Genomic DNA, 22,436 nt, shown 5'->3' with positions numbered 1-22,436 from the left:
CACTCCCCTTGCCCGATCGCACATGGTCATGCCGTCCGCGCCAAGACAAACAGGCGCAGATCGACGGTATCGGCCGGCGCGGTCTGCACCGCCAGGCCTGCCAGCATCCCCAATTGCTGGAACCACCCTTCGTAGACCCCTTGCAGGAACCCGTCGCTCCAGGCAGCCCCGTCCAGCGCCAGACTCAACGGCGCACCGCCGTGCCGGATCTGCACATGGTCGGCGTGTTCGTCCATCGTGCACTGGCCCCAGTCGCAGCTATCCCAGATCGCATTGGCGGCCTGTTGCACCTCGTCCAGCGCGGTGCAGGACGTCAGCCTGTGCTCGCGCGCGAAGCGGCGGCCGATCCGGGCCATCAAGGTGGCCAGGTCGTGCTCGGGCAGCTCGGCGCCGAACTCCTCGGCCATCGCCCGCACAAAACCCAGCCACTGCCGGGAGCAGCTCCGCGTGCGGTACAGCGACAAGGGGTCCAGTGCAGGCATTCAACAGGCTTCGCGAGAGAGGGACGTCACAGACGACGGTTGCACTAAAAGTGATGCAAGCGTGATGCCAATGTTAACGTTTGCCAACTAGCGATTGAGCGATGTCTCTCACTTTTCCGGGCATTCCCTGACAGCTGCCCGCACTTTTCGGCAGCTACTGCCGGCCTGCGTCAATCACTACCGCCACCGGTCACGCGCCTTCAGGCATCGGCGGCAGACCGAACACATCGCGCAGATAACGCAGGTAGCCGACGTCCTCGCACATGCTCTTGCCCGGCGAATCGCTGAGCTTGGCCACCGGCTGGCCGTTGCAGCGGACCATCTTGATGACGATCTGCAGCGGCGTCGGCCCCAGATCGTTGGTGAGGCTGGTGCCCACCCCGAAGGCCAGCCGGCAGCGGGTGTGGAAGTGCGCGTACAGGCGCATCACCTTGTCGATGTTGAGGCCGTCGCTGAAGACCAGCACCTTGGTCCTGGGATCGATGCGGTGGGCTTCCAGATGCGCGATCACCCGCTCGCCCCATTCGAACGGGTCGCCGGAGTCGTGCCGCATGCCGTCGAACAGCTTGCAGAAATACAGGTCGAAATCGCGCAGGAATGCGTCCAGTCCCACGATGTCCGATAGCGCAATGCCCAGATCGCCGCGGTATTCGCGCGCCCACGATTCCAGCGCGGCGACCTGGCTGTCGCGCAGCCGCGGCCCCAGCGCCTGGAACGCCTGCAGGTATTCGTGCGCCATGGTGCCGAGCGGGGTCAGCCCGTAGTGCTTGGCGAAATACACGTTGCTGGTGCCCACGAATTGGTCGCCCAGGCCATCGCGCAGCAGCGGCAGCAGCTCGCCATGCCAGTGCCGCGAATAGCGGCGACGGGTGCCGTAGTCGGCGATCTTGCAGCCGGCCGGCATGTCGCGCAGGCTGCTCACCTTGGCGTGCAGACGGCTGCGGCCCTCTTCGAAATCCGGCTCGGAAGTATTGCGGAACCACACCTCGTTGATGATCGCCAGCAGCGGCACTTCGAACAGGATGGTGTGTAGCCACGGGCCGCGGATGGTCAGCTCGATCTCGCCCGGTTGGGTGGTCGATGCCGACAGCTGGACGTACTTGCGGTCCAGATGGAACAGCCCCAGAAAGTCGGCGAAGTCCGGTTTGATGAAACGCAGGCTGCGCAGATAGTCCACCTCGTCCTCGCGCAAGCGCAGCCGGCACAGGGCATCGATCTCGCGCGAGATCTCATCGATGAACTGCGCCAGATCCACGCCGGGCGTGCGGCACTTGAAGCGGTAATCGACCTGCGCGGCCGGGTGCTGATGCAGCACCGCCTGCATCATGGTGAATTTGTACAGGTCGGTGTCGAGCAGGGAATGGATGATCATGCCGCCGGATTATGCCCGCAGCGGCAGTGGCCGCGCGTGCAAGTGGGCGTGACCCGGCCGCCGGCCGCGGCTCTGGCCCTGCGCTCAAGCGCGGGGGCCTCGTCGAATTTTTGCGGGCATCTGCAGTGGCCGCAACGCCGCAGAGCGCAGATCCCCGACCACAGATGCAACACCTGAGCACACGCAACGAGTGGTGACCACCCACACAACGGCCGTGCTGCCATGGCGCCGAGCACGGCCGCACGGCCACGCGTCAGCGCATCAACGCGCCAGCACCTGCTGTGCCGGCTTGCCCTGCACGGTGAAGTCGCTATCGCCCGGGCCACCGGCGGCGGGGTCGGTGTACCAGCACCACAGCCCGATGCCGTCCACGCCGTGCGCCTGTAACACCTTTCGCCACTGCTGCAGCACCTGCAGCTGCAGGCGGGTATCCACCGCGGCGGTGCGTTGCTCCGGGCTTTCCCACGGTGCGGCCAGGCTGCCGCGTGCCGAGCGCAGGCCCAGCTCGGCCACCCACACCGGCTTGCCCACGCGCTGCCCCAGGTCCTGCAGACGTTGCGCGGCGGCATTCATCTCGGTCGCGCGCGCGCCGGCAGCGTCGGACAGACGCGGGTACAGGCTGGTGCCGACCCCATCGAACAGCGACCAGTAATGGAAGGTTTCTGCATGCTCCATCCCATCGGCCACATACAACAGCTTGCCGCGATAGACCTTACGCACCGCCGCGACCAACGCAGGCCATTGCGGCGCGTCCTGCAGCTTGCGCAGTTCGGTACCGACCACCAACGCTTCGGCGTGTTCGTCTTCCGCCAGCTGTGCCAACGGCAGCAGCGCTTTTTGATATGCGGCAAACCAGGCTGCCTGGTCGGCGGGCGCCACCTCGCCGGCCCAGTGGCCAGGCACCCACACATGCACCTTGAGCGTGGGCTGCAGGCCGGACCGATGGCTCTGACGCAGCGCAGCGCGCATGGCCTCCAGGCTGCTGTCGCTGCCCAGCACCGGGTCGTTCGATTGCGGGTTCGCCTGCCAGACGAAGGCCACCAGCAGCGCCTTGCGCGCACCGGTGCCGGCCAACGCATCAAGCGACTGCGCAGCAGCAGCGCTTTCCCATGGCGCATTGGCCGAGACCTTGACGTTGGCACCCATCCACATCGGCGCGGCCGCGTTGCATCCGTTGGCCAGCAGGCACACGGCAAGCAACGCTGCGAGGATTAGAACGCGTTTGCACATGCGCCAGACACCTCGGTGGTCGACGCTGCCGTGCCCTGCACGCAGGTGCCGGTACGCAGCGCTGCGTTAGCCACGTCCGGCTGCAGCGCGGTCGCGGTTGCAGAGCCGGTTGACGTGGCGGCGGCGCGCATCTGCGCGGGCACGTGCGTCTTGATCGCGGCATCCGCCTCAACAAACGGCGTCAGCGTATCCGCCGCCGCAGGGGTCGCCACACGCGCGACCGGCAGCGACACCGGTGCGGCCATGACCACCGCGTCGCCCTGCAGCAGCGACTGCGCATCGGCAGGCGCTGTACGCATCCAGCTACCCCAGCCCTGCGGTTGTACCCAGGCCGCGCCGATCAGGCCGAGCAGCAACAACCCGGCTGCCTGGCTGCGCTGGTCGGCCTGCAAGGCGCGCAGCAACAAGGCTGCCGGCACCCACAGCAGCAGCAAGGCATCGAAGCCCGCCCAGCCGAACGCAAACGACAGCGCGGCCGCGCAGATCACCGTGCCGACGCTGGCCACCACGCCACGCGCCAGCGCACCGTTGCGCGCACGCATCACCAACGCCAACACCGGGAAGCAGGCCAGCGCCGCCACGCTCCAACGCACCGCCGGCAACCAGCCTTCGGCCTGTGCGGCCAGCGGCAACGGCAGCGGACTGGCCCCTTGCGAGATGCTCGACAGGGTCGGCCACGGCGCATTGAACACGGTCAGATTGACGTAGGCCCACATGCCGACCAGAAACGCGAACGGCAGATAGCACACCAGGTAGAACGAGCCCGGCGCCTTGCGCAACATCTGCGGCGGCATCACCAGCAGCAGCCACGGCGCGACCATGGTCGACAACGCCAATGTCTGCAGATCCAGGCACAGCAAGATGCACAACCACCCGGCGATACGCAGATAGGTGAAGGCCTCCACCGGCGCCTGCAGGCGGCGCAGCGTGCGGCACAAGCCGTAGAACGCCAGCAGGCCCACCGCCTGGCTGCCGCCGGCGGCGATCGGCAGCAGGAACAGCGGGTTGCAGCCCACCAGCAGGGTCAGCCCGCTGGCCCAGCCACGCCCGAACACGCCGGCCAGATCGCGCCATAGCAGCGACAGGAACAAGGCGTTGGCAGCCACCGCCAAAAACGGCCACACCTGAAACGGCAGATCCCAACGGTGCAACGCCAGATCGACGGCCCAGGCCAGCAGGCCGCTGGCCGGCACACCGACGCCGGGCGCGCTGGTCGGTGCAACACCGCCCATCGACTGCACCAACAACGGCTGGCTCAGCAGCGACAGCGCCACCACGGCCACCAGAAACGCCGGCAAGCCGCTGTCGCGACGCGCGACCGGCTCACTCTTCGAGTGCGGCGCGGCGTTCGTTTTCCGAATGCTTGCTGATGCCATGCGTGGTCTTCTCCCAATAGAACGGATTGTGGATCAGCTGCCAGAGACCCTTGTAGGCGGCGATCGATTGCAACGCCCAGTAAAACGGCACCGTCAGCGCGTACGGCGCCAACTTGAAGTAGTCGCGTTTGAACGCGGCCACCAGCGTGATGTAGATGAAGAACGCATTGGCCAGCAGCAGATTGACCAGCGAGACCGCGGCAAGCCACGGCGGGAAGAACCGTTCGAACATGGTGGTACCGGTGACCATCCACACCGCATACAGCGCCCACAAGACCGGCACGCCCAGCGCGGTGAAAAATCCGCCGCCGATAAAGAACTGAAAGCCCCAGAACCCCTTGAACCCGGTGCTGCGATACAGATGCACCGGGTCGCGCATATGCACCAGCCAGGTCTGCATGTAGCCCTTGAGCCAGCGCGAGCGCTGCCGGATCCAGTTGGGAATGCTGACGTTGGCTTCTTCGAACGTGGTGGAATTGACCACGTTGACGCGGTAGCCGTTCTGGATCAGCCGCACGCCCAGGTCGGCGTCTTCGGTGACGTTGTACGGGTCCCACGCGCGCACTTGGCGCAACACGTCCAGACGGAAGTGATTGGAGGTACCGCCCAGCGGAATCGGGATGCGCAGGTATTCCAGCGCCGGCAGGTAGAAGTCGAACCAGAGCGTGTACTCCAGCGTGAACATCCGCGTCAGCCAGTTTTCGTCGGCGTTGTAGTAGTTCAGCCGCGCCTGGATGCACACCACATCCTTTTCCGCCTTGCGGAAGGCGGCCACCACGCGCTTGAGCTGATCCGGCTCGGGCTTGTCTTCGGCGTCGTAGATGGTGAGCAGTTCGCCGCGCGCGAAATGCAGCGCGTAGTTGCAGGCCTTGGGCTTGGTCTTGGGCTGCGACGGCGGCACCCGAATGATTTCGAAGAACGCTTCCAGGCCGAGTTTCTTGGCCGCGTCGATGGTCTCGAAGTCGTCGGCTTCCAGCACCAGCTTCACGTCGAGCTTGCTGATCGGGTAATCCAGCTTGCGTAGCGCGTTGGCCAGGATCGGCAACACCTCCGGTTCCTTGTACATCGGCACCAGCACGGTGTAGACCGGCAAGTCGTCGTCGCGCAGCGCGGCTACTTCGTCTTCGGTCACCTTGATGTCGATGCGGTGGCGCGAACCGAACCACACCAGCAACAGCTTCAAACCGAACGTCGCCAAAAAGCCGAGCGCCACCAGCACGTTGACGGTGATCAGCGCAGGCACCGGGAACAGCACCATCGCGATCAGCAACACCGCCGCGATCGCCCACAAGGTGAACTTCTGCCCACGCGTGACCACCTGGCGCGCCGAGTAGGTCGGTGCGTGCGAGGCGAGCAGGTTCAGCGCGTTGTCGGTGAGCTGCTCGTCGGCGTAGCGCTGCAGGCTCCAGATCACATCGAACTTGGCGGTGCCGACAAAGCGCACGTCTTCGCCGTAGTGCGCGCGCGCCCAGGCGAACACCGCCGGGTCGGGATCGGCCACCGCCAGTACCAGCACACCGTCCTCGCGACGCCACGGCAGCAGCAGACGCTGCGCGTAGCTATCGAGATCGCCGGCGGTGAGCAGCTCGGCGTCCGGCGGCTGTTGCACCAGATCGATGAACTCCAGCCCGAAGTGCGCGGCAACGATGGCGTAGAAGCGCTGCGCCGGCACGCCGCGCTGGGCCAGGATCACATCGCCCAGACGCGAATTCCAGCGCTGCTGCAACGCCAGCGCCGAGCGCAGCTGTTCGTCGCTGATGACGCCTGCCGTCACCAGCGCGCGACCCAACAGACCGCGTTCGCGGCCGATGTCCGGCGCCCGTCCCAGCGCGTCCATTTCGTCGCAGGTGACCGTCATTGTCGTGGCGTCCTCAGAACCGCCACCAGGCGGCCACGAACGGCCCGCCTGCGGCACCGGTGTTGCGGCCCATCACCGGCTGCTGGTATCCCAGCTGCCACTGGCTGCCGCCCGGCGCGGTGTACAGCGTCGACAGCTGCAGCTTGGTGAGGTCGTAGTTGGTGCCGGTGGCGACGAAGCCAACGCCGCCAGCAGAGCCGGGGACATCAAAGTTGCTACGTCCGTTGCCCAGGCCCTGGATCACGTTGAGCTCGCCCAGCAGCAGCCAGCTCGGAGTCAGGCTCAGACCGGTGGACGCATCCACCCGCACTTCGTCGGAGGCAGCACTGCCGCGCAGGCGCACTGCGCCGCCCAGATCGACGTAGCCGTTGCGCCCGCCCAGCGTGTAACCGCGGCCGCGGCTGTAACGCAGCTCCAGGCCATAGTCGCCCAGGCCAAGCGCAGGATCGGAATTCGCCTCGGGATTATTCGGGTGATAGGTCTTGCTGCGGCCATACGCCGGGATGCTGACCAGCGCCTGCACCGAGCTGCGCCACACATCGTGCTGCGCGCTCGGCAGCGCATAGCGCAGGCCGATTTCCTGATCGGCAAAGCCGGTGGTCGTGGTCCGCTGCCGACCGTTGACGGCATCGTGGTTGCTGAAACCGATGTCGTTGAAATAGAAATTGCCGATGACGCTGAGCTTATCGGTCAGGCCATGCTCGACATAGACGTTGAGCTGGTCCTGGCGACTGCGACCGTTGCCATCGAATTGCTGGCCGTCGCCGAAGGTCGTGCGGTGGTGACTGTCGTCGAACCAGCCACGCCCATCGCTATGCAGCGCCTTGACGATCACTAACGTATCGCCCTGCGGCTGGGTCCAGGCACCGGCGATGGCGCTCCCCGGCAACGCGGCCAGCGCGCAACTCAAGGCGAGTGCAGACACCGCGGCCACCGACAGGCGGCGGGTGTTAGGGGGCGGAATAGACGATGTGGCAACCGGGCTGGACTGCACGCAGGTAAGGCACGACGGACGTACCCGCGAGCGCGGGTCGTTCTGTAAAGACATTTGTACGATTCCTGATGGGGGACCCGTTAGGGACAGGAAGCACGGACTAGGTCACACTTCGCGGCGAAACGTATCACAGTTTCGGCCGCTTCCCCATCACCGATTTATCACTAATTTAACGCCAGTCATTTCATTTCTGTCGTAACAATCGCGGCACCTGAGCGGCGGCGTGGGTCCAGATCGCCAGCCACACCCCGAGCTGGGTCAACGGCCCGCGCTGGCCGGCCTCGAACTTGCGAAAATACCGCCACAACCCGCGGTGCTTGTGCCATTCCACGAAGAACGGCCGCGAGCGGCTGGACACGCCGCGCACATGCACCACCTGCAGATCGTTGGCCACCGCGACCAGCGCACCGGCCTGGCGCGCGCGCCGGCACAGGTCCAGGTCCTCGGCGTGCAGACGGTAGCTGCCGTCCCAGCCGTCCAGGCGATCGAACAGGCTGCGCTGCATCAGCATCAAGGCACCGGAGATCGCATCCACCGGCTGCAGGGCAAGCGACGGATTGGCGGGCACCGCCAGCTGGGCAGCGGCCCGCGGGGCGCGCAGCATCGCGGCGAAGTCAGGGTCGCGGCGACGCACGGCTGCATCCGGCCGGCCGTGTTCGTCCACCTGCTCCACTCCCAGCAGCACCGCGGCATGCCCGGTGGCGCGCGCGCGCAGCTGCACCAGGGTGTCGGCTTCGACCATCAGATCCGGGTTGATGAAGACCAGCCAGGGCGCCTGCGAGTCGCGCGCGCCTTGATTGCAGGCAGTAGCAAAGCCGGGGTTGTCCGGGTTGGCGATGAAGTGCACCCGGGCATCGGCCAGCGCATGCCGTTGCACCACATCCAGGGTGTCGTCGCTGGATGCGTTGTCGACCACCCGGATCTCGCTGATGCCCTCGGCCGCACGCAGCCGCGACAGGCAGGCATCGATGGTGCTGCTGCTCTGATAGGTGACGACGACGGCGGCGATCTGGACTGGAGTCATCCGCCCATTATCCGGTGCCGGGACCACGCAGCGCCATTGCAGCGACGGCCCGGCATGGCGGCCGACGGCGGCACGGGGCATACTGCGCGCCCGACGGCCGCCACGCGGCGTGGTTCGGCGCCGCTTGCGGCACTCCCACATTTGATCTTGAGATGACGGCCAGCGAACTTTCGGTTTCGCGCTGCCCTTCCACTCCATGTCGCGCGACCGCCTGATGGCGCCAGCGCGACAACGACGGCCCGGCAGCGCCGTCCGTGTTGTTGCCGGTCTGCGTGCCGGCCCCGTTGGATCGGCTTCGCGCAATTGGTCTATACCACTCACCCTCTGCTCGGCATGTCTGCAGAGGGTGTGCGCATGAGCGCGACCCATCAAGTGCATGGCATGAGCCTGGAATTGGCCCTGCCCGACTGGCCGGCACTGACCGTGGATGAAATCCGCCAGGTGCTGCAGCGGTTCTCCGGGCTCGGGGCTGACGAAGGCGTGCGTTGGCACAGCGCGCGTCCGTTCTCCGCCGCTGCCTGCGTGCAGACCGCATCCGGCGCGGTCATCGTGAAGCGCCATCACTGCAGCGTGCGCAGTGTCGCTGCCTTGCGCGAAGAGCACAGCTTCATGGCCCATCTGCGCTGGGCTGGCGCGCCGGTGGTGGAGGTGCTGTACGCGGCTGACGGCCAGACCGCACTCGCGCAGGACCAGTGGGTCTACGAGGTGCAACGCGTCGGCGCGGGGCGCGACCTGTATCGCGATGCCTTGTCGTGGACACCGTTTACCAACGTTGCGCACGCACAGGCCGCAGGGGCTGCGCTCGCGCGGCTGCATCACGCCGCGCAGGGCTTCGATGCACCACCGCGCTCCACCACCGTGTTGGTCGCCAATCTACGGCTGTTTGCACAGCAAGACCCTGTGCAGGCGCTGCAGCGCGCGTTACCCGCGCGGCCGCATCTGGCCGCAGCGTTGCAGGAGTTTTCCTGGCAGCACGATCTGGCCACCCACGTACTGCCCTGGCATGCGCGCGCCTGGCCGTTGCTGTCTGCGCCAGGTGCGATGCCGCCGCTGTGGACGCATGGCGACTGGCATGCGTCCAATCTGCTGTGGAACACCGATCACGGCCACACCGACGTCAGCGCGATCTTCGATTTCGGATTGAGCGATCGCAGCAGCGCCTTGTTCGATCTGGCCACCGCCATCGAACGCAACCTGATCCCGTGGCTGCAGCTGGATACCGGCGCGCGTGCGCCAGCGGACCTGCAACAACTCGATGCCTTGCTGGATGGCTATGCGCTGCATCGCCCAATCAGCGCCACACAGCTGCGCTGCCTGGCCGCCCTGTTGCCGATCGTGCATGCCGATTTCGCCTTGAGCGAGATCGAGTACTTCGCCGGCATCACGCGTTCGCCCGACAACGTGGACATCGCCTATCACCGCTATCTGCTGGGTCATGCGGACTGGTTTGCCAGCACCGATGGTCAAGCGCTGCTTGCGCATCTGCATGCGCGCGCAGCGCTACTGCGATGAGCGGCAACCCCGTTTCTTTCCTCTCTATTCTTTGCGAGTTCCGTGCATGTCCCGTCTGTCGCTAGCCGCACTTCCCCGTCGCCCGCTGACGCTCGCCCTGGCGCTAGGTCTGGCCACGCCTGCGTTGGCGCAACAGCAGCAACCCGGCGAGTCAGCGGTGCAACTGGATACGGTCAACGTGCTGGGCGAGCGCAGCGATAGCAGCACGGCGCTGACCGGCTTCGGCGCAACGCCCCTGCTCGATGCGCCGGCCTCCATCGCGGTGATCGAGCGCCAGCAATTGCTCGATCGCCAGGCGCGCGTGCTCAGCGAGGTGTTGCGCGCCGATGCCTCCGCCGGCGATGCGTATGCACCGATTGGCTATTACGAAAACTTCGTGGTGCGCGGCTATTCGCTCAACGCCGCCAACAGCTATCGCATCAACGGGCTGAGCGCGGTGGGCGAGCAGTCGATTGCGCTGGAAAACAAGCAGCAGGTGCAGATCCTAAAGGGCCTGGCCGGGCTGCAGTCGGGCGTCAACGAACCGGCCGGGTTGATCGACTACCGCACCAAACGCCCCGAGCATGTGCGCAGCGTGACCCTGGGTACCGACGAGCAGGGCTCGCGCTATGTCGCCGCCGACCTGGGCGACTGGTTCGGTGCCGAGCGCACGCTGGGCCTGCGCGTGAATGCCGCACGCGAAGACATCGACAGCTATGTCGATCACGCCGACGGCTACCGCAATTTTCTGTCGCTGGCCGGTGACTGGAAGATCAGTGCGCAATCGTTGTTGCAGCTGGATGTGGAATATCAGCATCGGCAACAACGCTCGGTGCCCGGCTACCAATTGCTCGGTGGCACGCATGTGCCGCGCGACATCGATGTGCACCGCCTGCTCGGTTATCAGCCGTGGGCGCGGCCGGTGGAAATGGACTCGCTCAACGCGCAGCTGCGCTATGCGTATCAGTTCAACGACGATTGGCGCGCCACTGCCGAGGCGTCGCGCAGCCGTTCGGTGATCAACGATTTCTCCGCATTCGCCTGGGGCTGCTACGGCGCGGCAAGCTGTGCCGACATCGCCACGCCCAACGTCTTCAGCGCGCAAGGCGAGTACGACGTCTACGACTACCGCAGCCCCGACGACACCCGCGTGCACGATCAACTGCGCGCCACCCTCGAAGGCCACGTGGTCACCGGCGCGCTGGAGCATCACCTGAGCATCGGCGGCGACTGGCTACGCCGCACCATCGACCGCTTTGGCTCGGTCAACGAGTTCGTCGGCAGCGGCAGCATCGATCGCGACCCGGAGGTTTTCGCACAGACCGATGTGGCGCTGGACCCCAAGCAACGCCGCCTGGATAGCCGTCAACGTGCGTTGGTGCTGGCCGACCGCATCGGCCTGGGCGCGCAGTGGGAACTGGCGTTCGGCGCACGCGCTGTCCGCTTGGACGAGCGCGCCTTCGACCGCGATGGGCTGCTGGAACGACGCACCCGCAAGGATGCGGTGTTGCCGCAGGCCGCGCTGTTGTTCAAGCCGCAGCAAAACGTGTCGCTGTATGCCAGCTACGCCAAGAGTCTTGCCGCCGGTGGCACTGCACCGTGGTTTGCCGACAACGCCGATGAAGTCCTGCCGCCGACCAAGGCCTACCAGCTGGAAACCGGCGCCAAGCTCGAACTGGATGGCCTGCGCCTGGGCGCGGCGCTGTTCGACATCCGCCAGGCCTATCAATTCACCCAACCGCAGGCCGATGGAGGTTTGCTGTTCGTGCAACAAGGCCGGCTGCACAACCGCGGGCTGGAACTCTCCGCCGACGGCGCAGCTACCGAGCAACTGCGCCTGTTCGTCAGCGTCGCCGCCATCCGCGCACGCGCCGAAGAGACCGACATTGCCGACTACGAAGGCCATCAGGCGATCAATGTGCCCAAGCTGCGTGCCAGCGTGCAGGCCGACTACAGCGTGCCTGGCGTCGATGGCCTGGCGGTGTTGGCAGGCGTGCAATACAGCGGGCGCAAGTTCGCCGACCGGCTCGGCAATGCCAGCGTGCCGGCGTACACCGTGGCCAACCTGGGTGCGCGTTACGCCACTGCACTGGGCGGCCTGGCGACCACCTGGCGTTTGAACGTGGACAACGTGTTCGACAAACGCTACTGGCGCGATTCCGGCGAATACCAGGGCGATGCGTATCTGTTTCCGGGTGCGCCGCGCACGGCGCGTCTGAGCGTGCAGGTGGATTTTTGAGGTTTGCCGCCCCCATCCGCCCTTCGGGCACCTTCCCCCGCAGGCGGGGGGAAGGATGTCGGAGCGTCCGCAGGCGGGGAAAGGACATCGAAGCGTCCGCGAGCGGGGGAAGGACGTCGAAGCGAAAGCACCTGTGCGTTTGCGTGTTTCAGGCACTGACTGAAGGCCGCAGGCACCAGCTGAAGGCAGGGGCTCAGCGGTGCAGGCGCTGACGCGCTTGCAGTGCACGTCGGTACGGGGCATGGCGCAGCATCCACTTCCAACTGCACCACTGTTTTGCACCGGTTGCGTCTCTCCCACCGCCCTCCACTTTCCATCAGGCCTTGCATGTCTTTGCTCGAATCCATCGCCGTTGTGATCAACCTGCTGGGCGTGTGGCTGACCGCACAGCGCATCCGCTGGTGCTGGCCGGTCGGCATCGTGGCCGTCGCGCTGTATGCGTGGCTGTTCTATCAGTGGAAGCTGTACTCGGACATGCTGCTGCAAGGCGTGTATGTGCTGACCCAACTCTACGGGTGGTGGCAGTGGCAACGCGGCAACACCGTGGACACGCGTATCCGCCCCGTACCGATGCCGCAGCCGGAGCTATGGATGTCCATAGGCATCGGCGCGGCGTTCGCAGCTGCGCTGGGTGCGTACATGCATCACCGCACCGATGCCGCACTGCCCTGGCTGGATGCAGCACTGGCCAGCTTCAGCCTGGTCGCCAGCGTGTGGGCCGCGCGCAAGCGCATCGCCAACTGGGTGTTGTGGATCGTGCTCGACTGCATTTACGTCGGCGTGTTCGTCAGCAAGGAGTTGTATCCCACTGCCCTGCTTTACGCCGGCTTCGTGGCATTGGCGGTCTACGGCTGGCGCAGCTGGAAACCCCAACAGAACCGGAACCTGACCACGGCACGCTAAGCACAGCGCAGTTTGTGTGCGCGTTCTTCTTTACCATCGCGGCATGCACGATCTTCCTCTCATTGTCTCGCCCATGGCCCGCATCTTCGAGTGGCGGTGCGCCGCATGACCGCGTCGCGCCAACACGTCATCACCGAAATCATCGCCGCGCAGATCGCCACGGGCGAATGGGGACCGGACCAGCGCCTGCCGGTAGAGCGCGCGCTTGCCGAGCGCTTCGGCTGCACCCGCATCACCCTGCGCGAAGCCTTGCAGCACCTTGAAGCCGAAGGCCGCATCTACCGCGAGAACCGCCGCGGCTGGTTCGTCAGCGCGCCTCGCGTGCGCTACGACCCCACCAGCATCGCCGGCTTCATGCAGTACGTGGCCGCGCAAGGACGCAAGCCACGCACCGAGCTATTGAGCGCCACCCGCCAGCCCGCAGGCGCTGCGGTTGCGGCCGCGTTGCGTCTGGATACCCCGTACGAAGACGTCTTTGTGCTGCAACGCCGGCGCTGGATCGACCGCCGCGCCGTGCTGCTGGAAACCAACGTGGTGCTGGCGGCGTGGGCACCGGGCCTGCTCGAACACGACCTGGCCGGCTCGCTGTCGAGCGTGTTCAACCAAAAGTTGGGTCTATTCCTGAGCCGCGCGCAGGTGTCGATGCATCCGGCCGGGCTGGATGCGACGCAGGCCATGCTGCTGCAGTCCACCACCGGCACGCCGTGCTTCCGCCTGCAGCGGATCAGCTTTGCCGAAGACGGCCGCGCGGTGGAACTGGATATCGAATCCTGGCGTCACGACGCACTGGACGTGGTGGTGCGCACCGATGCGCCGACGCGGTCGGCTTCTTGAGGGGCTAACAAAACTAAGTCACGCCAGTCTATTGCAGGCCGGCTGATCTGCGGCCTGGCTGCAGGGCCCTTGCCCGCACACCCTCGCGGGACACGCTGCAAGTACGTCCTTGTCAGCGCTTACGCGGCATCCATGCCGCGTAAGGTCCCGCAAGGGTGGGCGGGCAAGGACCAGTCGAGATGGTCGGTGTGCGAGGCTTCAACAAAGCAACCAGCAACCTGTCTGGTGCGGTGTCCTCGCCGCTTGCGGGACCGTGTGGCGGCATGGATGCCGCCACCGAGACTCCATGGACGGATGCACGGCGTGTCCCTCGAGCGGTGAGGGCACCGCGCACTCGACCCACTCAGCGTTTGATCTGGACTTCCGACGGCATCCACCAGGATGCGGCCGACAACACCCCTGCACTCAGCGCACGGCGAGCAGTCGTCAGGTTGCAGGGGACAGCGCTCAAGGACCCGCACTGTACGCGTGCTACATGCCGCACCGAACACCGGCTGCGCCCGCCTAGCGATGCGCATGCTACTTGGCAGCTGCGCTACGCGTCGAACAGCATGCGTTGCGGGTCCGGCGGTGGCAGGTCGGCGAGCAGTTGGGTCAGTTGGTCGCGTTGCGCACGCAGCGGGTCGTGCATAAGGAAGTTGGCCAAACGCGCGTGCCAGGCCGGCCAGCGTGTGGCCAGGGCATCCATGTCGCCATCGGCCGGGCGGCCCTCGTGCGGGGAGGCGACGAAGGCGGTGTCGCACAACACGTTGCGCCATCCCAGCCCGCCCATGCGCAGGCTGAGGTCCACCAGCGCGGCATACCAGGAGCCATAACTGCTGGCATCCAGCCCGCCGGCCTTGCGCCGTGCGGCGCCACGCAACAACACCGCATGCCCGACCGCCGATGGCAGCTCCGGATGCAGTGGCGGCATGGCCGCACAGGCAGCGGCCAACCGCTCCGGCGCGTCCGGCAGTGGGTTGAGTTCGCCCAGCCGCGGCCAGCTGCAGGCTTCGCCCACATTGCTCCAGGGCGTGGCCGTGGCGATTGCCGCATCGCGCGCAAAACACGCGGTGAGCTGCCGCAACCAACCGCGCAGCGGACAGGCATCCACCCCCAGCACCACCACGTCGGCGTCGCCGCAGGCGGCGAGCATTTCATCCAGATGCGCCACCTCGCCGAGCATGCGCTGGCGGCGGGTGTGGTGTGCCTGCAGCTGGGTGCGCGCCAACCAGTGATCGATCACCGCGCGGCCGCGCGGGCCGGCCTGCGCATCGTCGGCCAGCCACACCCGCGTGCCCGCAGGCGTGGCCGCATCCAATGCGCCCAGGCACGCATCCAGCGCCTCGTCGTCGGTGCCGACCGGCACCAGCACGACGGGCAGTGCCGCACTCATTGCGGCTTCTGGCTGGGTTTCAGCGGCTCCATGGCCTTGAACTTCTGGCCGTATTCGTCGGTGAGATTGCGCGCTTCCTGCGGGTTGCGCACGATCGACGGGGTGATCAGCACGATGACTTCGCGACGCGTCGTGTCCCTCGTCTTCTGACCAAACAAGGCACCGATCACCGGCAACTTACTGAGGAACGGGACCCCTGAACTACCGTCGCTGGTGCTGTCATCGATCAGGCCAGCCAGCATCATGGTGTCACCACTTTGCACAGCAGCTTCGGTTTTGACACGGCGCGTATTGATATCGACGTTACAGGCAGCGCTGTTGACGGTAGTGGTGGTTGCCGCCGTGCACGCTGCGGGCCGTGCACCGGGCGTGCTTATTTCCTGAACGATATCCAGGAACACCATGCCGTCCTTGGTGACCCGCGGACGCACTTTCAGGATCACACCGGTATCGATGTATTGCACCGACGAGAAACTGCTGTCGCTGCCCAGTCCGGTGTTGATCGAGGTGGAGTTAATCGGAATGCGTGACCCCACATTGAGCGTGGCTTCGGCGTTGTTGCGCACAAAGACCGATGGCGTTTGCAGCAGGCGGATATTGGTGACCTGATCCAGCGCACTGATAACCGCAGCCGCATTTTTCCCCAGGAATGTCCAACCCACACCGTTGTTGGTGATGCTTCCTGCAATGTCGCCCCAGATATTGCGGCCCGCAGCCGATGGCAGTGCAGGACCGCCACCATTACCGTTGGCGTTGAACGGAGTCGTTACCGCATTTTCGAAATACCAGTTCACACCGTACTGCAGTTGGCCGGTCAAATTCACCTCAGCCACCTGCGCTTCGATATGCACCTGCATCGGCATCACGTCGAGCTTTTCGATGACGTCGCGGATGGAGGCCCACGATTGCGGTGTGGAACGCACCAGCAAGGTGTTGGTCTCTGCCACAGCCGACACGCCGACCTTGTCGCCTTCCACTTCCAGCGTCACTGCGCCGTTGCCGTTGCTGCGCGGTGAGAGCTGCAAGCTGCCGTTGCCCAGGCCACCGCTGCTGCCACTGCTTCCACCGACGCCGCTGCTGCCGCCGAAACTGCTGCCCGAGCCACTACCATCGCCGCTTTCGCCGACGCTGCCGCCGGTCATGCCCGAGCTGCCACCCATGCTGCTGTCGCGGTTGCCCAGCGCACCGCCAAGCACGCTGCTCTCGGCACCCGGCGCCAGCGAGGCGTTGGAATCGCCGCCACCGCTGCGCCCACCGAACACTTCCGACAACCGATCGGCCAGATCCTTGGCCTTGATGTACTTCAGCTCATACGAGAACAAGCGCACGCCGCCGCCGGCGCTGTCGATGCGGTCCAGCCACTGCTGGATCTGATCCAGATAGCGCGGTTGCGGAGTGATCACCAGCACCGCATTGGCGTTTTCCAGCGGCATGAAACGGAACATGCCGGCGCTGGGCGTCTTGCTCTGTTCGCCGAAGACCTTTTCCAGATCGGCACTGACCTTTTCGGCCTTGCCGGACTGGATCGGGAACACGCCCACCGACATGCCCGACAACCAGTCCACGTCGAAAATCTGCACGGTGCGCAAGTAGTTTTCGAGTTCGGCGCGGGTGCCGCCAAGGGTGATCACGTTGCGCGCGTTGTCGGTGCCGACGATGGCATTGGGCCGTGCGTACGGCTCCAGCACCTTCTTCATTTCGCTGGCGGAAATGAACTTCAACGGCACCACGCGCACTTCGAAACCGCGTGCGGCAGACGGCGATGCGGTGCTGGGCGCGACGGTGCCGGCCAGCGCCTGGTCGGCCGGCACGATGTTGTAGCGGCCACCGCTGAACACCATGCGCGCGTTGTTCCAGCCCAACACCATCTCCAGCAGGTTCAAGGCCTGCGCCGGCGAAACCGGATTGGGCGTGGCCAGGGTCACGGTGCCCTGCACGCCGGGCGCGATGACGTAGTTCTGGCCAAGCATGTCGCCCAGGATTGCCTTGACCACCGCCTGTACCGACTCGCCTTCGAAGTTGAAGGTGGCGCTGCCGCTGCTGGCCATGCCCAGCGTGGGCGACGGCGACGCCGCGGCGCTCTGGTTGATCATGGTGCCGCTGCCGCGCCGGATCACCGGGCTGGGCTTGGCGCTGGTAGCGGCATTGCCGTCGGTGCGTTGGTCGGCAGCGGTCTGGGTAGCGCCGGCAGCGCCGACTTGTGGGTCCAGGCGCGCGTCGCGGCGTACGTCCGGCGGCGGAGTGGTGGCGCAACCGGCCAGCAGGCCAATCAGCAGGGACACGGGAAACAGGCGCGGCGTCATGCGTTTACTCATTGGGTCTGACCGGGGGTAGAGCCGCTCTGGCGCTGCTGTTGCAGCTGGCGGCGTCGGGCTTCGATACGTTCGCGGATGGCACGCATCTGATCGTCGGAGGGGCGTGGAGCTTCCTGCGCGCCATCGCTGCGCTGCGGCGGCACCGTCGGCGGAGCTTGCCCGCCAGGCTGTTGCGCCGGCGGGGTGGCAGGCGGCGGCGGTTGCGGTTGCACGACCGCGGCGGCATCGGGCGATGGCGGCGGTAACGGCGGGAGCGCGCCCGCCGCACCACGCGCGGCGGCGTTGGCGGTCGGCGGTTGCCCGCCCTGGCCATTGAACACGTGCAGTTCCAGCGTCTGGGTGCCGCCGGGGCCTTCGATGGTGGCACTGCGCGGCTGCAGGGCCAGCAGGCGCCAGCCCTTGACCGCGTCGCCGCCGAGCTGCACGCGCACCGAATCCTGCGGGTCCAGGGTCAGCGTGGCCATCTTGAAGTTCTCGGTCAGCAGCACGCCGGTCAGGCGCACCGTCGAGGCCGCGCCACTTCCATCAGTGCCGGACAGGAAGAACGGATGCGGCAGGCGGTCTTCGGCGAATGCGGGATGCGCGGCGATCTCCGAATATTTTTCGAACGCCCCCAACCGCTCCGGCGCGGGCGCCGGCAGCGTGGGCAGGCGCTGCACCAGCGCCGGGTCGTCCGGCAGCAACTCCACCCGCTTGCCTAAGCCAGCCACTGCCAGGATGCATACCAGCAACGCCCAGCCGACCAAGGTGGCCAGCAACCAGGTGCGCAAACCGATCAGGTCAAGGCGCATTGCTGGCCTCCCCGGCGGCTGCGGCGGCGCGCGCGGCATCGGTGTTCAACGGCGCAGCGATGGCGCCGGGCCGCAGATAACCGGCCAGCTCGAAGGCGATGTCCAGGCCGTTGCCGCTTTCGTTGGGCGAGAGCTGGTAGCGCTGCGCCATCACGTTGAGGTTGTCCACGAACAGCCGCGGGGTACCGTTTTCCAGGCTGTACAACACCGAGGCCAGTTCCGGCGTGCCGCAACGCAGGCGCACCTGCACCGCCACGCGGGTGAAGCGGTCCTTGCTCTCCGGCTGCAGCGGCGAGCGGTTGCTGATGGCGCAGCTGCGGTTGCCGGGGCTGGCTTCCACCACCGCGCGTTCCAGCCGCTGCACCAGCCCGGCCGAGGCCAGCTCGGCGGAGGTTTCCGGCAAAAAGCCCGGGCGGCTTTCCAGCGTCTGCCGCGCCTGGCGCAGCCGCTGGGTGACCTGCGGCGCCTGCTGCAATTGCACACGTACGCGCAGCTCGCGCTCGCGCAGGGATTGCAGCTCGTCCTGCACGGCGATCATCGGCTGGGTGAACCACGGGTGCACCAGCACCAGATACGCCATGCCGAGCACCAGCAGCAGCAGACCCAAAGCGATCCAGCGATCGCGCTTAACGCTGCGTGGCATCGGCCGCCTCCTTCGCATCGGGGCCGGCCAGCTCGGCGGTGATGGTGAAACGGTCGACGTTGCGACCGGCATCGCTCTGCAGCACGCCAGTCAGCGACGGCGTACGCCACAGCGGCGAGCCTTCCAGACGACGCACCAGCGACGAGGCTTCGTTGCTCAAACCGATCAGCTGCAATTGCCCGCCTTCGACCGAGAATTTTTCCAGATAGGTGCCGCCCGGAAGACGCCGGCTCAACTCGTCCCAGATTTCCACCGAGGTCGGACGCGTGGCGCGTTGCTTCTGGAAGAAGGTGGCGCCTTCGACCAGATCCACCAGCTGCTGGCGTTCGGCAGCCACCTGGCGCGCGCGCGCGGCATTGGCCTGCACCTTGGCGCGCAGATCGTCGGCGGCCTGGCGGCGATTATCCAGCAGCAGCCAGCCGGCCACAGCCAGCAACACCACCGCGGTGGCGGCGAGCAGCAGGTTCCAGCGTTGCATCGGGTCGCTACGCCGCAGCCGGCGTGCCGGCGGCAGCAGGTTCACCCCCAACGGGGCGCCCTGCGCATCGGCCACATCGATGCCGGACAGCGCGTTGGCCCAGGCATCGGGCACACCGGCCGGGCCATCGATCATGCGCCGCGGCACGACGACCAATTCGGCATCGAGCTGGCCGTCTTCGCGCACATCGAGCACGCGTGCGTCGAAATACACCTGGTCGGCAGTGAACGGGGTTTGTCGGTCGATTTCGAAACGTGCCACGTCCTGCAGACGCGCAGCGGCCGCTGCCGGCAGCCGCAACGGCCGCCGCAACGCATGCGCCGACGGCAACAGCCAATGCCGCGGCAGGCCATCCAGCGCAGTCGGCAGCACGGCGTTGACTTCCTGCGGCTGCACCGGCCATGGCAGGCTGGCGATCGCCTCACGGCTCTGATCGCGTTGGCGCAGCAACTGCAAGGTGTCGCCATCGAGCTGCAACAACAGGCGCGCCTGCGACAGGCCCAATTGCCATTGCCAGCGCTGCGGCAGCCACGCCAGCAGCGATTGCTGCCACCAACGCCAGAAGCCTCCGGCTCCCGGCATGGCGCGCACGCCGATACGACCCAAGGTGTCCCGCCATGCGGTCATTGCACTGCTGCTCCCTCTTCCCAACGCAACACGGTGTAGGCCGATCCTGGAACTGCGGACGCGCTTGTCGACACGACCGCGCGCAACACAGCCTCGCGTCCCTGACTCAGTCGCGCCCGGCTCTCGATACTATAAGTGTCTGAGCCACCGACCGTCGCCTCGCTGCCCGGCAAACCCGGCGGCGCGTCACGCTGGGCCAGCAGTTGCCGCGCATCCAGGCCCATTGCGGTCAACACCGGACCGGGCGCAAAACGCGCTTCGGGCCGCGAGCGGCCGCTGTACAGGGTGATGTTCGGCAGCAACTTGCGATACAACGCGCTGTCCATGCCCAGCACCAGGCGCAGTTCGCCTAGGGTTTCGAACGGGCTGTCCTTTGCGCCATACGGCAAGCCGGCATCGGCGTAATCGCGGTCTTCTGCGCCACCGCCGGGCTGGCTCAGCGAGTCGCCATCGCGCCAATCGACGATGGCACCGGCAATGCGCGTCTCGCGGCCTTGTTCGCCGCCCACGGCGCGCACCAGCCCGGCCAACAGCGCCGGCTCGGCCATGTTCAGATCCACCTTGCCGCTTTCGTCAGTGATCCGGATCTCCACCGTGGCGTCGTCCATCTGCCAACGATAGCGTCGGCCGTCTGCACGCCAGCGTGCCTGGGTGTCGGCGCCCTGCAAGCGGGACAAGGCGTATTCCAGACCGGCGCGCGCATACTCCTGCGCCTGCGCGCCGTTGCGCAGCATCGTGCCTTGCAAGGCTTCCACGCGCGCGGTGAGCGCAAACGCACCGATCATCGCAGTGAGCAAGGCGATCAACCACAACACCAGCACCAAGGCAGCGCCACGGATCCGGCTCATTGCCCCGCTCCGGGGTTGCTGGACTGCGGCAGCGCCACCACCAACGAGGGCCATGCAGCGTCGCCGCTGCGGATATCGATCCGCACCAGCAGCGGCATGCGGTCGTGCCATTCCCACTGCGGCAACCATGCGCTCAGGCGGCCGTTCTGCGGATCCATGCCACGGTAACGAAAGCTCACCTGCTGCACGCCTTGCGCCAGCGGCTCCGGCGGCAATTTGCTGCCTTCTTCGATCGACTTGCCCGACTGCAGCATGGTCAACGCAATCTGCAAGGTGCGTTGCTCGCCATCGCCGACCACCGACAACTCGTGCAGATACGGGCCACCGCGTCCCAGGTAATCCGGCACATCGGCGGCAAAGCGCATGCGCTGCGGTTCGCCGACGAACAACATCGGCTGCTGGCTTTGCGGGTCGATACTCATTGCCAGCGGCAACGCAGCGGCCAACCGGCGGCGCAGGAATTCTTCCACCGCGCGTACGCGCTCGCTGCGCTGGGCAATCGCCTCGCCGCGCTGGCTCACCGCGCTGGCCGAGCGCAAGGTGGCAAAGGCCAATGCCAGACCGCCGACCAACAGCATCGTGGCCAGCAGCACTTCGATCAGGGTGAAGCCGGCGCTGCGCGAACGGATCACAGCGCGTTGTCCTGTGCGGTGGCGGCCACCAGGCGCAAGGTGCGCCATTGCAGCATTTGATTGGGCGCTTCGCCCCAACGTACCACCAGGGTCAGTTGCAGCAGTTTGTGCGCACCAGGAGCCACCGGCGCCTGCGGATTGCGCCGCGGTTCGTCGTAGGGGCGCACATCCATCGACCAACGGAAATGCCCGTCTTCGAACGTGCCTTGCTGTTGCTCGGGCACCAGTGGCTTGTCCATGCCTTGCAATGCCAGCAGCGATTGCGCATGCAGCGTGGCACGCGTGCTGTCGTCGGCCGCACGCACCTGACGTGCCGCACCGGACAACGAGCCCAGCAACAGACTCAATGCCAAGGCGAGCAGGGCAAAAGCGACGATTACCTCGATCAGGGTGTAACCGTGTTGCCGTTTCATGGCGCAGGCGTCCGCAGCGGGCCCGAACGCACTTCGCCGGTGATCCAGCCCACATCCACGCGCCAGCGCGCGTCCTTGACCTGCAGATCGATGCGACCGCCCGTGGAGGCCCCATCGGGGAAGAACTGGATGGCGCCCTGATCTTCCCGCGACTGCACCTGGCGTGCGCCGGTGAAGCGCACCTGCAGCGACGACGGCAGGTCGCCGTGATGGCCACCGGGCGCTTCCCAGCGGCGCTGCAGCGGGTCGATCAGAAAGCGTTGCGGCGTGCCGGTGGCGATCGCCTGGGTGCGCGTATAGCGCAGTTGCGAGGCGATCGCCTTGCCGGCGGTGCGCAGCCGCATGCCATCGATACCGCCGTTCAATGCGGCTGCGGCCAGCACACCGGCCATCGCGATCAACGCGATGACCAGCAGCATTTCAAGCAGCGAGGTGCCACGCGTGCGGGTACGGCCAGGACCGACTCCATGCGGATGACGCAACGGCTGACACGCAACGCGCATGGCGGAAG

20 protein-coding genes and 1 other RNA gene are annotated in these 22,436 nt (G+C 66.4%); 4 read left to right on the top strand and 17 right to left on the bottom strand.

Annotated elements, in window-relative coordinates:
* Positions 1-26 precede the first annotated feature (26 nt).
* The 7 genes from bcsD to ACCQ06_RS04410 form a co-directional block, all read right to left on the bottom strand.
* Positions 27-482 carry a cellulose biosynthesis protein BcsD gene (gene bcsD / locus ACCQ06_RS04440; protein ID WP_104615797.1) on the bottom strand — a complete coding sequence of 152 codons (456 nt, stop codon included), beginning with the start codon at positions 480-482 and terminating at the stop codon, positions 27-29.
* Positions 483-672: 190 nt separating this feature from the next.
* The gene (gene pncB / locus ACCQ06_RS04435) at positions 673-1,854 is read right to left on the bottom strand and encodes a nicotinate phosphoribosyltransferase (RefSeq protein ID WP_316690331.1); all 1,182 of its coding nucleotides are present in this window, start codon (positions 1,852-1,854) and stop codon (positions 673-675) included.
* 261 nt (positions 1,855-2,115) lie between these two features.
* Positions 2,116-3,084 (bottom strand): glycoside hydrolase family 113, encoded by a 969-nt coding sequence (locus ACCQ06_RS04430; RefSeq protein ID WP_316690330.1) that lies wholly within the window; start codon positions 3,082-3,084, stop codon positions 2,116-2,118.
* Complete coding sequence (locus ACCQ06_RS04425) at positions 3,066-4,361, bottom strand: hypothetical protein (RefSeq protein WP_316692498.1); 1,296 nt, start codon at positions 4,359-4,361, stop codon at positions 3,066-3,068. Before ACCQ06_RS04425 ends, ACCQ06_RS04430 begins: the two co-directional genes overlap by 19 nt.
* 46 nt (positions 4,362-4,407) lie before the next feature.
* On the bottom strand, positions 4,408-6,318 hold the full coding sequence (locus tag ACCQ06_RS04420; protein WP_104615793.1) for a glycosyltransferase family 2 protein: 1,911 nt from the start codon (positions 6,316-6,318) through the stop codon (positions 4,408-4,410).
* Between the two features lie 13 nt (positions 6,319-6,331).
* A complete protein-coding gene (locus ACCQ06_RS04415; RefSeq protein WP_316690328.1) occupies positions 6,332-7,366 on the bottom strand; it encodes a hypothetical protein in 1,035 nt (344 codons plus the stop codon).
* Between the two features lie 130 nt (positions 7,367-7,496).
* Positions 7,497-8,336, bottom strand: a complete 840-nt coding sequence (locus ACCQ06_RS04410; RefSeq protein WP_316690326.1) for a glycosyltransferase family 2 protein — start codon at positions 8,334-8,336, stop codon at positions 7,497-7,499.
* Positions 8,337-8,690: 354 nt separating this feature from the next.
* On the opposite strand from ACCQ06_RS04410, the gene ACCQ06_RS04405 reads away from it, so the two are divergent.
* From ACCQ06_RS04405 to ACCQ06_RS04390, 4 genes are all read left to right on the top strand, one after another.
* Positions 8,691-9,848: a phosphotransferase enzyme family protein gene (locus tag ACCQ06_RS04405; RefSeq protein ID WP_316690323.1), complete on the top strand. Its 1,158-nt coding sequence runs from the start codon at positions 8,691-8,693 to the stop codon at positions 9,846-9,848.
* 46 nt (positions 9,849-9,894) lie between these two features.
* Entirely contained in the window at positions 9,895-12,066 is a 2,172-nt protein-coding gene (locus ACCQ06_RS04400) for a TonB-dependent receptor (RefSeq protein ID WP_316690322.1), read from the top strand.
* A gap of 327 nt (positions 12,067-12,393) precedes the next feature.
* A complete protein-coding gene (pnuC, locus tag ACCQ06_RS04395) occupies positions 12,394-12,969 on the top strand; it encodes a nicotinamide riboside transporter PnuC (protein WP_316690320.1) in 576 nt (191 codons plus the stop codon).
* Between the two features lie 105 nt (positions 12,970-13,074).
* Positions 13,075-13,803, top strand: a complete 729-nt coding sequence (locus ACCQ06_RS04390; RefSeq protein ID WP_228324117.1) for a UTRA domain-containing protein — start codon at positions 13,075-13,077, stop codon at positions 13,801-13,803.
* 385 nt (positions 13,804-14,188) lie between these two features.
* Here the strand turns inward: ACCQ06_RS04390 and ACCQ06_RS04385 are convergent.
* The 10 genes from ACCQ06_RS04385 to xpsH form a co-directional block, all read right to left on the bottom strand.
* Positions 14,189-14,280, bottom strand: a non-coding RNA gene (locus ACCQ06_RS04385) — sX9 sRNA.
* A 58-nt stretch (positions 14,281-14,338) separates the two neighbouring features.
* Positions 14,339-15,178 carry a glycosyltransferase family 2 protein gene (locus ACCQ06_RS04380; RefSeq protein ID WP_104615788.1) on the bottom strand — a complete coding sequence of 280 codons (840 nt, stop codon included), beginning with the start codon at positions 15,176-15,178 and terminating at the stop codon, positions 14,339-14,341.
* A complete protein-coding gene (gene gspD, locus ACCQ06_RS04375; protein ID WP_316690316.1) occupies positions 15,175-17,493 on the bottom strand; it encodes a type II secretion system secretin GspD in 2,319 nt (772 codons plus the stop codon). Before gspD ends, ACCQ06_RS04380 begins: the two co-directional genes overlap by 4 nt.
* Entirely contained in the window at positions 17,490-18,284 is a 795-nt protein-coding gene (gene xpsN / locus ACCQ06_RS04370) for a type II secretion system protein XpsN (protein WP_316690314.1), read from the bottom strand. The genes gspD and xpsN overlap by 4 nt, the downstream gene beginning before the upstream one ends.
* A complete protein-coding gene (gene gspM, locus ACCQ06_RS04365; protein ID WP_316690312.1) occupies positions 18,274-18,927 on the bottom strand; it encodes a type II secretion system protein GspM in 654 nt (217 codons plus the stop codon). The genes xpsN and gspM overlap by 11 nt, the downstream gene beginning before the upstream one ends.
* Positions 18,911-20,032 (bottom strand): PilN domain-containing protein, encoded by a 1,122-nt coding sequence (locus ACCQ06_RS04360; protein ID WP_104615784.1) that lies wholly within the window; start codon positions 20,030-20,032, stop codon positions 18,911-18,913. Before ACCQ06_RS04360 ends, gspM begins: the two co-directional genes overlap by 17 nt.
* On the bottom strand, positions 20,029-20,880 hold the full coding sequence (locus ACCQ06_RS04355) for a type II secretion system minor pseudopilin (RefSeq protein WP_316690308.1): 852 nt from the start codon (positions 20,878-20,880) through the stop codon (positions 20,029-20,031). Before ACCQ06_RS04355 ends, ACCQ06_RS04360 begins: the two co-directional genes overlap by 4 nt.
* The gene (locus ACCQ06_RS04350) at positions 20,877-21,512 is read right to left on the bottom strand and encodes a type II secretion system protein J (protein WP_104615782.1); all 636 of its coding nucleotides are present in this window, start codon (positions 21,510-21,512) and stop codon (positions 20,877-20,879) included. The genes ACCQ06_RS04355 and ACCQ06_RS04350 overlap by 4 nt, the downstream gene beginning before the upstream one ends.
* On the bottom strand, positions 21,509-21,925 hold the full coding sequence (gene xpsI, locus ACCQ06_RS04345) for a type II secretion system protein XpsI (RefSeq protein WP_316690305.1): 417 nt from the start codon (positions 21,923-21,925) through the stop codon (positions 21,509-21,511). The genes ACCQ06_RS04350 and xpsI overlap by 4 nt, the downstream gene beginning before the upstream one ends.
* Positions 21,922-22,428 carry a type II secretion system protein XpsH gene (gene xpsH / locus ACCQ06_RS04340; protein WP_228324111.1) on the bottom strand — a complete coding sequence of 169 codons (507 nt, stop codon included), beginning with the start codon at positions 22,426-22,428 and terminating at the stop codon, positions 21,922-21,924. Before xpsH ends, xpsI begins: the two co-directional genes overlap by 4 nt.
* Positions 22,429-22,436: the final 8 nt, after the last annotated feature.

Source organism: Xanthomonas sp. NCPPB 4467 (assembly GCF_041475665.2).
GTDB classification, from domain to species: Bacteria; Pseudomonadota; Gammaproteobacteria; order Xanthomonadales; family Xanthomonadaceae; genus Xanthomonas; species Xanthomonas dyei.
Note: the sequence above shows the minus strand (reverse complement) of the source record. Positions and strands in the feature narration are given on the sequence as shown.

What these genes read in the sequence shown, in the direction of transcription:
- bcsD (WP_104615797.1), bottom strand. Translation starts at nt 482, where the DNA reads ATGCCTGCACTGGACCCCTTGTCGCTGTACCGCACGCGGAGCTGCTCC.
- pncB (WP_316690331.1), bottom strand. Translation starts at nt 1,854, where the DNA reads ATGATCATCCATTCCCTGCTCGACACCGACCTGTACAAATTCACCATG.
- ACCQ06_RS04430 (WP_316690330.1), bottom strand. Translation starts at nt 3,084, where the DNA reads ATGTGCAAACGCGTTCTAATCCTCGCAGCGTTGCTTGCCGTGTGCCTG.
- ACCQ06_RS04420 (WP_104615793.1), bottom strand. Translation starts at nt 6,318, where the DNA reads ATGACGGTCACCTGCGACGAAATGGACGCGCTGGGACGGGCGCCGGAC.
- ACCQ06_RS04415 (WP_316690328.1), bottom strand. Translation starts at nt 7,366, where the DNA reads ATGTCTTTACAGAACGACCCGCGCTCGCGGGTACGTCCGTCGTGCCTT.
- ACCQ06_RS04410 (WP_316690326.1), bottom strand. Translation starts at nt 8,336, where the DNA reads ATGACTCCAGTCCAGATCGCCGCCGTCGTCGTCACCTATCAGAGCAGC.
- ACCQ06_RS04405 (WP_316690323.1), top strand. Translation starts at nt 8,691, where the DNA reads ATGAGCGCGACCCATCAAGTGCATGGCATGAGCCTGGAATTGGCCCTG.
- ACCQ06_RS04400 (WP_316690322.1), top strand. Translation starts at nt 9,895, where the DNA reads ATGTCCCGTCTGTCGCTAGCCGCACTTCCCCGTCGCCCGCTGACGCTC.
- pnuC (WP_316690320.1), top strand. Translation starts at nt 12,394, where the DNA reads ATGTCTTTGCTCGAATCCATCGCCGTTGTGATCAACCTGCTGGGCGTG.
- ACCQ06_RS04390 (WP_228324117.1), top strand. Translation starts at nt 13,075, where the DNA reads ATGACCGCGTCGCGCCAACACGTCATCACCGAAATCATCGCCGCGCAG.
- ACCQ06_RS04380 (WP_104615788.1), bottom strand. Translation starts at nt 15,178, where the DNA reads ATGAGTGCGGCACTGCCCGTCGTGCTGGTGCCGGTCGGCACCGACGAC.
- gspD (WP_316690316.1), bottom strand. Translation starts at nt 17,493, where the DNA reads ATGAGTAAACGCATGACGCCGCGCCTGTTTCCCGTGTCCCTGCTGATT.
- xpsN (WP_316690314.1), bottom strand. Translation starts at nt 18,284, where the DNA reads ATGCGCCTTGACCTGATCGGTTTGCGCACCTGGTTGCTGGCCACCTTG.
- gspM (WP_316690312.1), bottom strand. Translation starts at nt 18,927, where the DNA reads ATGCCACGCAGCGTTAAGCGCGATCGCTGGATCGCTTTGGGTCTGCTG.
- ACCQ06_RS04360 (WP_104615784.1), bottom strand. Translation starts at nt 20,032, where the DNA reads ATGACCGCATGGCGGGACACCTTGGGTCGTATCGGCGTGCGCGCCATG.
- ACCQ06_RS04355 (WP_316690308.1), bottom strand. Translation starts at nt 20,880, where the DNA reads ATGAGCCGGATCCGTGGCGCTGCCTTGGTGCTGGTGTTGTGGTTGATC.
- xpsI (WP_316690305.1), bottom strand. Translation starts at nt 21,925, where the DNA reads ATGAAACGGCAACACGGTTACACCCTGATCGAGGTAATCGTCGCTTTT.
- xpsH (WP_228324111.1), bottom strand. Translation starts at nt 22,428, where the DNA reads ATGCGCGTTGCGTGTCAGCCGTTGCGTCATCCGCATGGAGTCGGTCCT.